Consider the following 13,782-nt stretch of genomic DNA (forward strand, 5'->3'; position numbering starts at 1 on the left):
GTCGGAAGGGGTCCACTTGAGTGAGCAGCGCTCACCCAGCGGGTCAGGTGCGATTCAATGGAGTAAGATGGACAACGGCCAGGCGCAATTCAATCCCTCGTGCCGAAAAGATTTCTGAGCCTGCCCGCTCGGCACTCTTACAGTATACGAAACCTAAAGCACGCCTTCGATATCGGTTCCGGTGAAGTCGTTGCCGACAAAGAGCAGACGGCACCCGCTTTCTCTGGCCGCGCCATAGGCGAAACAGTCCCCAAAATTGAGGGCCGCGGGGTTGATGCCTTTCCCCCATCGTTCATACGCCTGAGCGATGCGCCGCGCCGAGGTCGCGGTCACGGCCACCACCTCGAAACCAAAGCCGTCGATCAGGCTGGTCATGGCGGAACCGACCTGCCGCCGTCCCGCAACGATCAGTGCCTCTGTCACTGTGCCGGCAGAAATCAGAACCTCGTCCGCGGCTTCAAAGGCGGCGATACAGGCATCCGCCTCCGGCTCATTCAGGAGGATCGCCATCAGGGCCGACGTATCGACCGCGATCATCCCGGGAGACCGTCGTCACCATAGAGAAAATCCTGGCTACGGGCAGCGCTAGGCCCAGCCGAGGCGCAGGCGGACGCCCGCAATTCGTCTAACAGTTTGCGACGGGTCTTGCGGTCTGGCATTGTCTTGATAGGAACCAGACGGACCGTGGCGTGACCGTGGCGGGTCAAGATCACCTCATCCCCAGCCTCAGCACGGCGGACCAGTTCGGTCAGTTGCCCCTTGGCTTCGGTGACTGAAATCTGCATTGACACCTCCTATGACTAGCCGGCATAGAGTCTGATGGCGCGCACGCCCCTCTTGGGCGCATTGTTCGGCGCTATGCAACCTCACGCATTGGCCGGACCTTCGCTGCTGGAAGGCTCCGGGCTTCCGCCTTGAAATGGATGATTACATCCTCGACAACCGAGCATAACTCACTATACAGGGAAACGGGGTCGTCCCCATGAATTCCAGTAATCAGATCCGGGCATTTTCCGACGTACACTTGATCTTCGTCGCTCCACTCCACCCACTTGTGATATCGGTCGCTGTCTTTCATTTCGTGACGGCCTCGATGGCGCTGGTGACTTCCCTTTCTTGATAGTGTTTCACATCATCCCCGAGTCCTCCGCTGACCGTAACGGCACCGGAAAACTTCGGGTGAACAAGCTTTCGGTGCGATCCTTTGCCAGCGCCGGGTATCTCTCTGAACCCAGCGCCTCTCAGGTCTCTTAGCAGATCGCGAATTTTCCGTGGCAACCTATTGCTCCGGAGGGCGAGAACATTATGTTGAATTGAGCCTAGCCCCTTTAGTCCCTAGAACACGCGGCCTTGCCAGGCCGCACTGGCCCCTCCGGATAGGCCCCTAATGAGGCGCTAAATTCGTCTCTTGCCTATAATACCGCCTCACCATCTCGCTAAGCGCGTCCATCTTTTCCTTGATTTCTCTTTTAAGTCTTACCTCCTCTGCTTGCAACCGTGCGAGTTTCTGTTCCCCGCGTTTGCGCTCCTCTTTCAGGCGTTTGCCCTCGTCATCCAGGCGTTTGCCCTCGTCATCCAAGCGTGCGTTTTCTTGGTGTAGTAAACAAGTACTCTTTTTTATGCCTTTGAGTGACTGGCAATCTTGGGCACTCGCGCCCGCCGCTTGAACGCCGGGTGGAGCCTTAAGCTCAGTGCTTGAATCAGAACCGTCACCCGCCGCGTACAATTGATCTCCGGTTAAAGAACTTGCGAAAAGAAGAAGCAAAAGAAACCGCTTTGAAAAAAATATGGAGAAAGATCTATTTTCCGACATATTCAAGATTTCCTAGGTGTGTCCACTCTCTTGCAGCGTGCTGCCGCTGCACCGTTAGTGTGTTAGGCCGCAAGGTCGCCGCGTAAGACACTAACGGCGAGGGGCGTACCGTTGAAATTCCTCAAACTCGGCGCGGGTGTCTTAACGCTTCCATCATGTGCGGTCAACTTCAGCATCGTCAGAACCCTCCTTTTTCCTGTTGCTCTTCTTCGCCGGGTGCTAAAGGGGTGAGTACCCTTAACCACTGGGCTTCATCGCAAAGGCTACTGACCCTGAGGTATCCCCACGAAATCTTTTTCTCGCACAGTTGGATGCCGAGGCCGCAACTGCCCGACAGTCATCCTGAGCCCAGGGGGCCGCTAAGTAACGATGCAGAAACAAGCTATACACGAGAATTCGACGCGAAGCGTCGTAAAACAGTCTGTTGCGCCAAAGCAACGCGCCGCTTGTTAGGGGGCCGTCCCTAAACTGCTGATTTCGTAATCAGTTTCGTCGGGATACCTCAGGCGCTGACCCCTTTGCCGGGATGGGTTCAGGTCTTGCTTCTTGCCACTCTTCCCGCTTACCGTAACATTGCGGACGAGGCTAATCCATGCCCCGCTACGCGTCAAGGCAGGCATAGACGATCGATTCGCTCGGGAAGCGCTTTATTAAGAAAACTTTACAGATAGGACGATCAAACTGACATTGAGCAAAATTCAGGCTATCAGTCCTTGGCATAACCGGTCGCGGCCGGGTGCCTTAATCGTCGTTCCGTTCCGTTCCGCCCGAGTCCGCGGCGGCCGAGAGGTTGCCATCCCAGATCTAAATTCCGGCGTCCGGGCTGGAATGACGATCAAGGACCCCGGCCGCGACGAACTTAGAAGGCACAGGCCCGGCCCGCCCTCACCTCGGCGCCGCCCGAAATTCCCGCGCAAACTCCGCCATACTCGCCGCCGTCCCGAACACGATGATCAGGTCATCCGCCTCAATGCAAAAGTCCGGCGGGAACTTCACCATCGCCTTGCCGTCGCGTTGCAGCCCCACCAGTGAGGCGCCGCTGCGCTCGCGTACCCCGGGCTGCCAGGGGTGTGTGCCAACCAGGGTGCCGGGGGTCATGCGCATGCATTGCAGGCGCTGGTCCACCAGCAGGGCGCTCTCGCCGAACAGGTGATGAGCCAGGAGTTGACCGGCCACCTGACCCACGGACAGGGCGAAGTCGGCCCCGGCCTGGTAGAGCCGCGGGACATTGTTGGCCCGGTTGACCCGCGCGATCAGGCGCACCTGGGGGGCATAGTCGCGGACCACCGCGGTGGCGAAGACCCCGGCGCTGTCGTCGCTGAGTGCCAGGACCAGGGTCCCGGCGGAGCGCAGCTGGCCGCGCTCCAGGGTGGACTGCTGGAGCAGGTTGCCGACCACGTCCACGCCGGGCTGGGCCTGGGCGTCGATGATGATGGTGGTCTCGCCGGCGTCCTTGAGCATCTCGTCGACCTTGCGCCCCACCTCGCCGAAGCCGGCGACCACGATGGGACCGGTGCGCGGGATGGGGGCGGCCAGGGCCTCCAACTGGAGCAGGTTCTCGTGGCTGCCGATCGCCACCAGGATGGCCCCGGGGGCGATGCGCGTGTCCGGTCCCCGGCTCGCGATGAATCGCCCGCCCTGCCATTGGCCGACCAGATTGATGCCATGGTGTTCCCGCAGGTGCAGCTCACCCAGCCGGCGCTTGGCCAGCGGGCTCTCGGGGTGGACCCGGTATTCGGCCAGCCCCGCTTGTTCATCCAGGGCGTGCAGCCCCTCGGCGCTCGGGCTGATGCGTGCGCTGGCGCGGGCGGCGAGCGCGGCGGCCAGGACATGGGAGGGGGTATAGACCGCCGTCGCGCCCACCTGGACCATGGGCGCCCGGTGCAGGGGGTTCTCCGCCAGGGCATAGATGGGTCCGGTGAATCCCTGTTCACGGGCCGACATGATAAAGGTGGCGTCCACGTGGTCGTCGGCGTTGGTAAAGAGTGCGCGGGCGTTCGCCACCCCGGCCAGGATCTGTGGATTCTGTTCCAGGTTGCCCAGCACCACCGGGAAGCCGCGGTCCTCCAGGGCGCGCGCCGCCACCCGGTCGGGCTCCAGGATCACGAAGGGGGTGCGCGAGCGCTGCAATTCGTCGACGAGCGACTCCACCGCCGGGCCATAACAGTGGAACAACACCCGGCCGTCCATCTTGGGCAGGCGCCGGATCAGGCGCGACTCGAAGCGTTCCTCGAAATAGGGCAGGACGAAGATCGGAAAGATGAGAAAGATCAGCAATACCCCGCAGAGCTGCACGAGTACCACGAAGAGATTCATGACTGGATGGTTCCAATGGGCGTCCTTGCCATAGCCGGTGGTACTGAGCGTCTCGGAGGCCCACTCCAGCCCTTCCCAAAAGCCCCGCGGGGCGCCCTCCAGGTGTTCCATGCCGAGCCCGTAGAGCATGCCGAGCACGACCACGGCCGCCGGCAGCGCCGTCAGCAGGACGAGCAGGCGGCGGGTCGAGCGCTTAAGCCTCAGTGCCACCATGGGCCTCCGCGCGCGGCGCTGGCCGCGATGCCGTAAACCATTAAACCTAAATCCAGAAATTGCGCACGCCAAGCTAGCCTAGAACGCGTCGCCCGGTACGCGGACCCAGCCTTCCATCAACACCCTGGCGCTGCGACTCATGATGGCCTTGGTCACGACCCATTCGCCGTCGACCTGGTTGGCCTCGGCGCCCACCCGCAAGGTGCCCGAGGGATGGCCGAAGCGCACCGCGGTGCGCGCTCCGCCCCCGGCGGCGAGGTTCACCAGGGTGCCAGGGATCGCCGCCGCGGTGCCGATGGCCACCGCGGCCGTACCCATCATGGCGTGATGCAGCTTACCCATGGACAGGGCGCGCACCAGCACGTCGATGTCGGCGACCTCGACCGGCTTGCCGCTGGATGAGACATAGGCCGCCGGTGCGGCGACAAAGGCGACCTTGGGGGTGTGCTGGCGCTTGGCGGCCTCATCGATGTGCGTGATGAGACCCATGCGCACGGCACCATAGGCGCGAATGGTCTCGAACATGGCCAGCGCCTGGGGGTCGCCGTTGATGGCGTCCTGCAATTCGGTGCCGGTATAGCCGATGGCCGCGGCAATCACGAAGATGGTCGGGATACCGGCGTTGATCATGGTGACCTGGAGCGTGCCGACACCAGGGACCTCAAGGTCATCCACTACATTGCCCGTGGGGAACATCGAGCCGCCCGCGCCTTCTTCATCGGCGGCCGGGTCCATGAATTCAAGCTGTACCTCGGCCGCCGGGAAGGTCACGCCGTCGAGTTCGAAGTCACCGGTTTCCTGCACAGCGCCGTCGGTGATGGGCACCTGCGCGATGATGGTCTTGGCGATATTGGCCTGCCAGATGCGCACCGTCGCCACGCCGTTTTGGGGAATACGATCGGCCGCGACCAGCCCGGCGCCGATGGCAAAGGAGCCCACCGCGGCGGAGAGATTGCCGCAGTTGCCGCTCCAGTCCACAAAGGCCTTGTCGATGGAGACCTGGCCGAACAGGTAATCGACGTCGTGATCGGGCTTGCTGCTCGTTGACAGGATGACCGTCTTGCTGGTGCTGGAAGTGGCACCACCCATACCATCGATCTGCTTGCCATAGGGGTCGGGGCTGCCGATGACACGCAGCAACAGCGCATCGCGCGCCGCACCCGGCACCTGGGCGCGTTCGGGCAAATCCTGAAGGCGGAAGAACACGCCTTTACTGGTGCCGCCACGCATATAGGTGGCGGGGATCTTGATCTGGGGACTATGGGACATGGGAAGCTTTATCCTAGCGGGCTAAACCGCGTCCAGCATGGTATGCATGGTGTTGCGCATAGACTCTGGACCTTCTGCGCCAACCAGCGTCGCCACTGACGCGGTTTAGATATGAATTTATTGGATTACTTAAACCGCGTGGCGCTGCCGCCCATCGTAGCCGCGAGGCCAAGACAGGCGACAAACCGCGCGTTCACGCTACAAGCGGTTTAAGCAGCCTTGGTCGACTCGAGGAAGTCCTGAGCGAAGCGCTGCAATACGCCGCCGGCCTCATAGACCAACACCTCGTCGGCGGTATCCAGGCGGCAGGTCACCGGCACTTCCACCCGCTCGCCATTCTTGCGGTTGATCACCAGCGTGAGCGTGGTGCGCGGGGTGCGTTCGCCGACCACGTCGAAGGTCTCGGTGCCATCGATGCCCAGCGTCTTGCGGTTGACGCCCGGCTTGAACTCCAGCGGTAGCACGCCCATACCGACCAGGTTAGTCCGGTGAATACGCTCGAAGCCTTCGGCGGCAATGGCCTCCACACCGGCCAGGCGCACACCCTTGGCGGCCCAGTCACGCGACGAGCCCTGACCATAGTCGGCGCCAGCGATGATGATCAGCGGCTGCTTGCGCTCCATGTAGGTCTCAATCGCCTCCCACATGCGTGTCACCTTGCCGTCCGGCTCGATGCGGGTCAGCGAACCCTTTTTGACCACCCCATCGACCACGGCCATCTCATTCACCAACTGAGGATTGGCGAAGGTGGCGCGCTGGGCGGTCAGGTGATCGCCGCGGTGAGTGGCATAAGAATTAAAGTCCTCTTCCGGCAGGCCCATCTTGGTGAGATATTCACCGGCGGCGCTATTCGCCATGATGGCATTGGACGGCGACAGGTGATCGGTGGTGATGTTGTCCGGCAGGACGGCCAGCGGACGCATCCCCGTCATCGTGCGCTCGCCCGCCAGCGCGCCTTCCCAATACGGCGGACGGCGGATGTAGGTGGACTGCGGACGCCAGTCGTACAGCGGGCTCTTGGCCTCTTCCACGATGCCCAGATCGAACATCGGCAGGTAGACCTGCTTGAACTGCTCCGGCTTCACGCAGGCCGCCACGATGGCGTCAATCTCCTCGTCGCTCGGCCACAGGTCCTTGAGTGTAATCGGGTTGCCGTTCTGGTCGTGACCCAGCACGTCCTTTTCAATATCGAAACGGATGGTGCCGGCGATGGCGTAGGCGACCACCAGCGGCGGCGAGGCCAGGAAGGCCTGCTTGGCATAGGGATGGATACGGCCGTCGAAGTTGCGATTGCCGGACAGCACGGCCGTGGTGTATAGGTCGCGGTCGATGATCTCCTGCTGGATCTTGGGGTCCAGGGCACCGGACATGCCGTTGCAGGTGGTGCAGGCATAGCCGACGATGCCGAAGCCGAGTTGCTCCAGTTCGGTCAGCAGGCCGGCCTCTTCCAGATACAGCTTGGCCACCTTGGAGCCCGGGGCGAAGGAGGACTTGACCCACGGCTTGCGCACCAGCCCCAATTGGTTGGCCTTGCGCGCCAGCAGTGCGGCGGCCACCACGTTGCGCGGGTTGCTGGTGTTGGTACAGCTGGTGATGGCCGCAATGATCACCGCGCCATCCGGCATTTCGCCTTCCTTCTCTTCCCAGGCACCGGCGATGCCGCGCGCGGCCAGTTCGGAGGTGGGCAGACGGCGGTGCGGGTTGGACGGGCCAGCCATGTTACGCACCACGCTCGACAGATCGAACGTCAGCACGCGCGGGTATTCGGCGTCGACCAAGCTATCGGCCCACAGCCCGGTGGTCTTGGCATAGTTCTCGACCAGCGCGACCTGCTCCGGCTCGCGACCGGTGAGCTTCAGATAGTCGATGGTCTGCCGGTCGATATAGAAGATCGCCGCCGTGGCACCGTATTCCGGGCACATATTGGAGATGGTGGCGCGGTCACCGATGGTTAGGCTGTCAGCGCCGTCACCGAAGAACTCGACATAGGCACCCACCACGCGCTCCTTGCGCAGGAACTCGGTCAGGGCCAGCACGATGTCGGTGGCGGTGATGCCCGGCTGATGCTTGCCGGTCAGCTTGACGCCGACGATATCGGGCAGGCGAATCATGGAGGCGCGGCCCAGCATCACGGTTTCCGCCTCCAGGCCGCCGACGCCGACGGCGATGACACCCAGGGCATCGACATGCGGGGTGTGGCTATCGGTGCCAACGCAGGTATCCGGGAAGGCCACGCCATCACGCACCTGGATCACCGGCGACATCTTCTCCAGGTTGATCTGGTGCATGATGCCGTTACCGGCCGGAATCACGTCGACGTTCTTGAACGCGGTCTTGGTCCAGTCGATGAAGTGGAAACGGTCCTCATTGCGACGGTCCTCGATGGCGCGGTTCTTGGCGAAGGCGTCCGGATCGAATCCGCCACACTCCACGGCCAGCGAGTGATCGACGATCAGCTGGGTCGGCACCACCGGGTTCACCTGGGCCGGGTCTCCACCCATGTCGGCGATGGCGTCACGCAGCCCGGCAAGGTCGACCAGCGCGGTCTGGCCGAGGATGTCATGACACACCACCCGGGCCGGGTACCAGGGGAAATCCAGATCCTGTTTGCGCTCGATGAGTTGCTTGAGTGAATCGGCGAGCGTGGCCGGATCGCAGCGGCGCACCAGGTTTTCGGCCAGCACGCGCGAGGTATAGGGCAGCTTGGCATAGGCCCCCGGCGCGATGGCATCGACCGCGGCGCGCGTATCGAAATAGTTGAGGTCGGTGCCGGGCAGTGGCTTACGGTTTGCTGAATTCATTAGGAGTACACATTTCCAAAGTTGGGGGGCGTCGCGTGAGACGGTGAGAAGCGGTGGCCCGCAGTCTTAGTGCGCGACGCGGGCTCGTGCTGGTAGGGAATTTCCAATTCACCGCGAGCGCCACCGTGAGTGGCGCGCAGTCGGGTGTTGCGGATTCAAATCAAGGCCCCAGCAAGTCACGGGGTGGGCCGCGTCATGCCGCCAGGGGCCGGGCCGCGAGGCCAGCGCAGCATTGTATCAGTGATACGCCGCAGGGCTTGGCAATGGTAAGGATAGGAAATTCACCCACCTAAGACCAGATAACCGATCAATCTTAGCGGCCCCCAAGGCGCCGGGCAAGGGCCACTGGACCGGCGAGTCTTTAACCCCAACGGGGTAGTGGCCTCGTGCCGCCCGTCGCCCGGCCGCTGACGCGGGCCGACCGATCCGGCAAAAATTTCCCGGACGGGGCAAAAGCGCCGCCCGGCAGTCTAGGTGTAAGCCTGCCCCTGATCCTCAGCCAGTCACTTCGTTCAGCGCTATTCTTCGGCTGGCATGGCATCAATGGCATCCATGATGCTCTTCTTGGGATGCTCACCGCAGAACTCACCCATGTGCGTGCCCAGCTTCTTCATCCACTCATCGCTGATCGTGGTGTCCTTACTTTCGGCGCTCATATAGCCGTCAATCCAGAAGATCATCATGGCGGTCGTGTCCTTGTCATCAAGGAACTCCGCGCAGGTCATCTTGGCGAGGTCATAGTCTTTCGCCATGGTGGCGAGCGGGGCGCAGAACAGGGCGGCGGCGGCCATCAGGACTAACGGCTTGTGCATGGTTCGTTTGCTCAGTGGTGTGATTTTCAGTGCTGCGGATTATTTGCGATCGGCAACCGAGTATTGGGTTTTCAAGCGGTTCGCCGTCCACACGCGGGGCTGCGCCGGTAACGCGTGCCGCTGCCGCCGAGTCTAGGTGGCGGTGCCGGCGAACCGGCACAAGGGCACCAATAAAAAGAAGCTTGAGCGTGAAAGTCAGGCCGGGACCCGGTGGGAGCGGCTTCAGCCGCGAGGCGACCTCGCGCGCTGCCGCGGCCTCGTCGCGGCTGAAGCCGCGCCCACGGGCATCCGCCGGGCCGGAGCCATTGTGTTACCCCGCAAGCGTAACGAAATGGTCACAAATCCACCGCCCTGCCCTACCCTGGCCGTTGCTAGAATGTGGCGGTTACTCGCCCCGCTCACCCATCGCGACAGGGAACCTTTCATGACCGCCAGCACGCTCCAGCCGATCCTCGACGATGACGACGACGACGCGGACCTCGACCGCGCCCCCCCGCCGGCCCCGGCCGCGGAGGAGCTGCGGCTGGACGACCCCGCGCTCTTTCTCAACCGGGAGCTCACCTGGCTCGCCTTCAACGCGCGGGTGTTGCACGAGGCGGAGGACCTGCGCATCCCGCTGCTGGAGCGGGTGAAGTTCCTGGCGATCGTCAGCAACAATCTCGATGAGTTCTTCATGAAGCGCATCGGCGGGCTCAAGCAGCAGATCGGGGCCGGCGTGCATACTCCAAGTGTGGACGGACGTACCCCCGCCGAGCAGCTCAAGATCTGCCTGACGCGGGTACGGGCGATGCATGTCGAGCAAAAACGCGTGTTCGATCAGTTGCTGGTGCCCTTGGCTGAACGCGGTATCCGCATCGTGCGGATGGCCGAACTGCCGGACGACGCCCAGGCGCGCCTGCGCCTGTCCTTCCGGGACAACATCTTCCCGATGCTGACCCCGCTGGCCATGGACCCGGCCCACCCCTTTCCGTTCATCTCCAATCTGGCGTTGAACCTGCTGGTCACGCTGCGCTACCCGGGCGGGAGCGAGTCCTATATGGCGCGGGTCAAGGTGCCGGTGAGCCGGGATGTCTCCAAGCGACTGATCCCGCTAGACGGCACCACCACCTTCGTGACCCTGGAGGATCTCATCTGCGCCAACCTGGACATGCTCTTTCCGGGCATGGAGATCGACTCCGCCGAGTTGTTCCGGGTCACCCGCAACGCCGTCGTCGAGCCGAACGTGGAGGCCGCCAATGACCTGTTGGAGCTGATCGAGACCGAACTGCGGGAGCGGCACTTTGCCCCCATCGTGCGGCTCGAGGTCGAGGAGGGCACCGACGCGGTCCACCGCGGCATGCTGGCGGCGGAACTGGGGCTCAACGAGGAGCTGGACGTGGTGGAGGTGGATGGGATGATGCAGTTGCGCGACCTCTTTGAGATCGCGGGGCTCGACTTCCCGGACCTGAAAGACCCGCCGCATCGGCCGGTGGACCACCCGCTGCTGGCCAATGACCGGCGCAATATTTTTCATATCATCCGTGAGAACGGGCCGCTGCTGCTCCAGCACCCCTATCAGCCATTCAGCACCACGGTCGAGCGCTTCCTGCGCACCGCCGCCGAGGACCCCAAGGTGCTGGCGATCAAGATGACCCTCTATCGCACCTCCGCCGGCGCCATACTGGATTCGCTGATCGAGGCCGCCCGCAACGGCAAGCAGGTGGCGGTGCTGGTGGAGTTGCAGGCGCGCTTCGACGAGGCCGCCAACATCGGCTGGGCGCGCCGCCTGGAGGCCGAGGGCATCCATGTCAATTATGGCGTGCTGGGACTCAAGACCCACAGCAAGCTCATCTTCATCGTCCGCCGGGACTATGCGCAACTGCGCCGCTATTACCATATCGGCACCGGCAACTATCACCCCGGGACCGCCAAGCTCTATACGGATCTCGGGATGCTGGGGTGCGATGAGGGTATCGGCCAGGACCTGACTGAGCTGTTCAATTATCTGACCGGCTATTCGCCGCCGCCTTCCTATCGCAAGATCCTGGCTGCGCCCTATAACCTCAAGCGCGGCCTGATCGATCGGATAAATCGCGAGATTGAGCACCAGCGGCGCGACGGCTCCGGCCTGATCCAGATGAAAATGAACGCATTGGAGGATATCGACATCACCCGCGCACTCTACCGGGCGACCTACGCCGGGGTGCGGGTGGATCTCATCGTGCGCGACACCTGCCGCTTCCGCCCAGGGTTACCGGGGATCAGCGAGAACGCACGGGTCATCAGCATTGTCGGGCGCTTCCTGGAGCACGGGCGGATCATCTATTTCCGCAACGGCGGCGATGAGGAATATTTCATCGGTTCCGCGGACATGATGGGCCGCAATCTGGATAGCCGGGTCGAGGTCCATGCCCCGGTGGAGAACCCGGAGCTACGCCAGGAGCTACGGCTGATCCTGGACGTGCAGTTCGCGGACCAACGCTCCGCCTGGGACCTGGACTCCGACGGCATCTACACGCAGCGCGTACCGGCCGATGATAAGGTCAAGGGCGCCCAGGAAACCCTGATGGCGGTCGCGGAGAAACGCCTGGCCGCCGCCGGCAAACACAAGGAGAAGAAGATGCGCTCGCGCTTGTTGAGCCACTTTCAGTGGCGGTTGCGCGGGAAGGATTAGCCTGAATATCGCACGCCAGGGCGCCAAGCACGGCAAGTTTATGAGCTCTCACGCCTGTTCTCGCAGTCGCACCCTCGCGCTAGCGCTGCTGATCGCCTTGGGCGGCTGCGCCTCGCCCGTCCCCCAGGCCATCCGTAGCGCCCCCGGCCAGGCACTGACGGTGGCCCAGGTGCAGCAGGACCCGGCTAGCGTGGCCGGTCAGCGGGTGCGCTGGGGCGGAACGATCATTGCGGTCGCTAACCTGGCTGACGCGACCGAGATCGAGGTGTTGAGCCGACCCCTGGAGAGCGACGGGGAGCCGCGCATCGGGCAGCCGGGCGCGGGGCGGTTTATCGCCCGAGTGACGGGCTTCGTGGACCCGGCCGAGTATCAAAAGGATCGTGTACTGACGGTGTTCGGCACCCTCAGCGGGGCGGAGACCCGAGCGGTTGGCCGCTATGCTTATGCCTACCCGGTGCTGCGGGTCGAGACCCGCTATTTGTGGCCCACGGCACCCCCGCAGGGGACCTATCGCCCCTATGATTACCCAGGTTGGTACGGTCCTTGGGGTCCTTGGGGTCCCTATGGTCTCGGCTATGATCCCTGGTTCGCGCCCTATGGCCCTTACCGCGGGCGGGGCTGGCGCCATTGAAGCTAGGTTCGCCATCACGTTTTCAGGCGATTCCCAAGAATCGGCAGACCGTCAAATGTCGGTGCAACTTCAGTCGCACCGACACCCTGTCCGACGGCGATCGGTAACCGGTTTACCGGAAATCGCCTCAGCACCTCGCCGGAGTCTCAATGAAATCGCATACCTATGTCTGTTTTTCCGGCGCAATGATCGCGGCCCTCGCCTTGCCCGGGTGCGCCACCACCGACTGCGTCGGCGCCATCGGCAACCCCAGCTTGACCCCGACCCAGGTCGCCGCCAGCCAGGGCCATACCGGCGAACTGCAACGCTGGGGCGGCTCAGTGGTGGACGGCCAGAACCTCGCCGACCGCACCGAACTCACGATCATCGGCTACCCACTGGACCGCTGCGGGTTACCGCGGCTCAATCAGCCCGCCACCGGCCGCTTCGTGGCCGTGGTCCCGGGCTACCTGGAGACCGGGGACTATCGCCCCGGGCGCGCGGTCACCGCCACTGGCCTGATCTCAGGCACCCGTGCCGGCCAGGTCGGGGCCGCCCCCTACTCGCTCCCGCTGCTCACCAACGCCAAGGTCAAATTATGGCCGGTGGCAGACGGGCCTGGGCCTGGGACCGCGTCCGGATCGGGCTGGCTCGGCGGTGTGCGGCCGCGGATTTCAGTCGGCATCGGCGCCGGGACGGGCGGTTGGCATGGCGGCTATGGCGGGATCGGCATCGGGTTTTAGCCGACATCCGTGCCACCGCCGCAGACTTGATCTTGGGTCAGCAAGCGTGGCCTAATGCCCCAGCCGTTCAGACGCTGAACAGTCCTGGGTTCGATACCAAGCTCAGCCCCACGCCTCCGATACCGGCATGAACCGGTAGGGCGGTAGCGTGTCCGAGCGGTCAGCAACCAAGCAGCAACCGACACAACCTCCACCGACATGAACACTCGCTCAATGGACCTGCTGCCCCGTCACAACGACAAACAAGCCATCATCGGCATCCTCGCGACCGACCATGACGGCTTCGATTCCGATCTGATTAAGGCCCACGCCCGACTCATTGTCGACACCCGCGGCGTCTACCGCGAGCCGGCCCATCATATTGTGAAAGCCTGATTTAGCCGCGGAAACACACGGAAAGCACGAAAAGGTAGATGATAGCCCTCGTGTCGTCCCAAGTTTTTTCGTGGCCCAAGATATGAAATTTTGCCACGACACCACCACACGGAAAGCGCAGATAAATACAGAATATCCGCCCAGGTCCTTCCGTGTGTTTCCGTGGCTAAAAAGGGC

At 63.0% G+C, this 13,782-nt stretch carries 12 protein-coding genes; 4 read left to right on the top strand and 8 right to left on the bottom strand.

Annotation, left to right across the window (positions count from 1 at the left end):
- Nucleotides 1-153: 153 nt before the first annotated feature.
- The 8 genes from QZX93_RS23505 to QZX93_RS23545 form a co-directional block, all read right to left on the bottom strand.
- The gene (locus QZX93_RS23505) at nt 154-537 is read right to left on the bottom strand and encodes a type II toxin-antitoxin system VapC family toxin (RefSeq protein ID WP_295384425.1); all 384 of its coding nucleotides are present in this window, start codon (nt 535-537) and stop codon (nt 154-156) included.
- On the bottom strand, nt 534-785 hold the full coding sequence (locus QZX93_RS23510) for a type II toxin-antitoxin system prevent-host-death family antitoxin (protein WP_295384426.1): 252 nt from the start codon (nt 783-785) through the stop codon (nt 534-536). Before QZX93_RS23510 ends, QZX93_RS23505 begins: the two co-directional genes overlap by 4 nt.
- A 289-nt stretch (nt 786-1,074) precedes the next feature.
- Nucleotides 1,075-1,278, bottom strand: coding sequence for a type II toxin-antitoxin system HicA family toxin (locus QZX93_RS23520; RefSeq protein ID WP_295384430.1), 204 nt, complete (start codon nt 1,276-1,278; stop codon nt 1,075-1,077).
- A gap of 106 nt (nt 1,279-1,384) precedes the next feature.
- Nucleotides 1,385-1,813 carry a hypothetical protein gene (locus QZX93_RS23525; protein ID WP_295384432.1) on the bottom strand — a complete coding sequence of 143 codons (429 nt, stop codon included), beginning with the start codon at nt 1,811-1,813 and terminating at the stop codon, nt 1,385-1,387.
- 885 nt (nt 1,814-2,698) lie between these two features.
- Nucleotides 2,699-4,342 (bottom strand): NAD-binding protein, encoded by a 1,644-nt coding sequence (locus QZX93_RS23530; protein ID WP_295384435.1) that lies wholly within the window; start codon nt 4,340-4,342, stop codon nt 2,699-2,701.
- A gap of 78 nt (nt 4,343-4,420) precedes the next feature.
- Nucleotides 4,421-5,611 (bottom strand): 2-methylaconitate cis-trans isomerase PrpF, encoded by a 1,191-nt coding sequence (gene prpF / locus QZX93_RS23535; protein ID WP_295384438.1) that lies wholly within the window; start codon nt 5,609-5,611, stop codon nt 4,421-4,423.
- Nucleotides 5,612-5,820: 209 nt separating this feature from the next.
- Nucleotides 5,821-8,412, bottom strand: coding sequence for a Fe/S-dependent 2-methylisocitrate dehydratase AcnD (gene acnD / locus QZX93_RS23540; protein ID WP_295384440.1), 2,592 nt, complete (start codon nt 8,410-8,412; stop codon nt 5,821-5,823).
- 518 nt (nt 8,413-8,930) lie between these two features.
- Entirely contained in the window at nt 8,931-9,224 is a 294-nt protein-coding gene (locus tag QZX93_RS23545; protein ID WP_295384442.1) for an HdeA/HdeB family chaperone, read from the bottom strand.
- A gap of 424 nt (nt 9,225-9,648) precedes the next feature.
- Here QZX93_RS23545 and ppk1 point away from each other — a divergent pair, with 424 nt between their 5' ends.
- From ppk1 to QZX93_RS23565, 4 genes are all read left to right on the top strand, one after another.
- A complete protein-coding gene (ppk1, locus tag QZX93_RS23550; protein ID WP_295384444.1) occupies nt 9,649-11,877 on the top strand; it encodes a polyphosphate kinase 1 in 2,229 nt (742 codons plus the stop codon).
- A gap of 40 nt (nt 11,878-11,917) precedes the next feature.
- A complete protein-coding gene (locus tag QZX93_RS23555; RefSeq protein WP_295384446.1) occupies nt 11,918-12,508 on the top strand; it encodes a Slp family lipoprotein in 591 nt (196 codons plus the stop codon).
- A gap of 149 nt (nt 12,509-12,657) precedes the next feature.
- The gene (locus QZX93_RS23560) at nt 12,658-13,230 is read left to right on the top strand and encodes a Slp family lipoprotein (RefSeq protein WP_295384448.1); all 573 of its coding nucleotides are present in this window, start codon (nt 12,658-12,660) and stop codon (nt 13,228-13,230) included.
- A 213-nt stretch (nt 13,231-13,443) separates the two neighbouring features.
- Complete coding sequence (locus QZX93_RS23565) at nt 13,444-13,605, top strand: hypothetical protein (RefSeq protein WP_295384450.1); 162 nt, start codon at nt 13,444-13,446, stop codon at nt 13,603-13,605.
- Nucleotides 13,606-13,782 lie beyond the last annotated feature (177 nt).

Origin of the sequence: uncultured Thiodictyon sp., from assembly GCF_903946935.1 — a bacterium.
In the GTDB taxonomy this organism is placed as follows: domain Bacteria; phylum Pseudomonadota; class Gammaproteobacteria; order Chromatiales; family Chromatiaceae; genus Thiodictyon.

What these genes read in the sequence shown, in the direction of transcription:
- prpF (WP_295384438.1), bottom strand. Translation starts at nt 5,611, where the DNA reads ATGTCCCATAGTCCCCAGATCAAGATCCCCGCCACCTATATGCGTGGC.
- QZX93_RS23565 (WP_295384450.1), top strand. Translation starts at nt 13,444, where the DNA reads ATGGACCTGCTGCCCCGTCACAACGACAAACAAGCCATCATCGGCATC.
- QZX93_RS23510 (WP_295384426.1), bottom strand. Translation starts at nt 785, where the DNA reads ATGCAGATTTCAGTCACCGAAGCCAAGGGGCAACTGACCGAACTGGTC.
- QZX93_RS23560 (WP_295384448.1), top strand. Translation starts at nt 12,658, where the DNA reads ATGAAATCGCATACCTATGTCTGTTTTTCCGGCGCAATGATCGCGGCC.
- QZX93_RS23505 (WP_295384425.1), bottom strand. Translation starts at nt 537, where the DNA reads ATGATCGCGGTCGATACGTCGGCCCTGATGGCGATCCTCCTGAATGAG.
- QZX93_RS23555 (WP_295384446.1), top strand. Translation starts at nt 11,918, where the DNA reads ATGAGCTCTCACGCCTGTTCTCGCAGTCGCACCCTCGCGCTAGCGCTG.
- QZX93_RS23525 (WP_295384432.1), bottom strand. Translation starts at nt 1,813, where the DNA reads ATGTCGGAAAATAGATCTTTCTCCATATTTTTTTCAAAGCGGTTTCTT.
- ppk1 (WP_295384444.1), top strand. Translation starts at nt 9,649, where the DNA reads ATGACCGCCAGCACGCTCCAGCCGATCCTCGACGATGACGACGACGAC.
- QZX93_RS23530 (WP_295384435.1), bottom strand. Translation starts at nt 4,342, where the DNA reads ATGGTGGCACTGAGGCTTAAGCGCTCGACCCGCCGCCTGCTCGTCCTG.
- QZX93_RS23545 (WP_295384442.1), bottom strand. Translation starts at nt 9,224, where the DNA reads ATGCACAAGCCGTTAGTCCTGATGGCCGCCGCCGCCCTGTTCTGCGCC.
- acnD (WP_295384440.1), bottom strand. Translation starts at nt 8,412, where the DNA reads ATGAATTCAGCAAACCGTAAGCCACTGCCCGGCACCGACCTCAACTAT.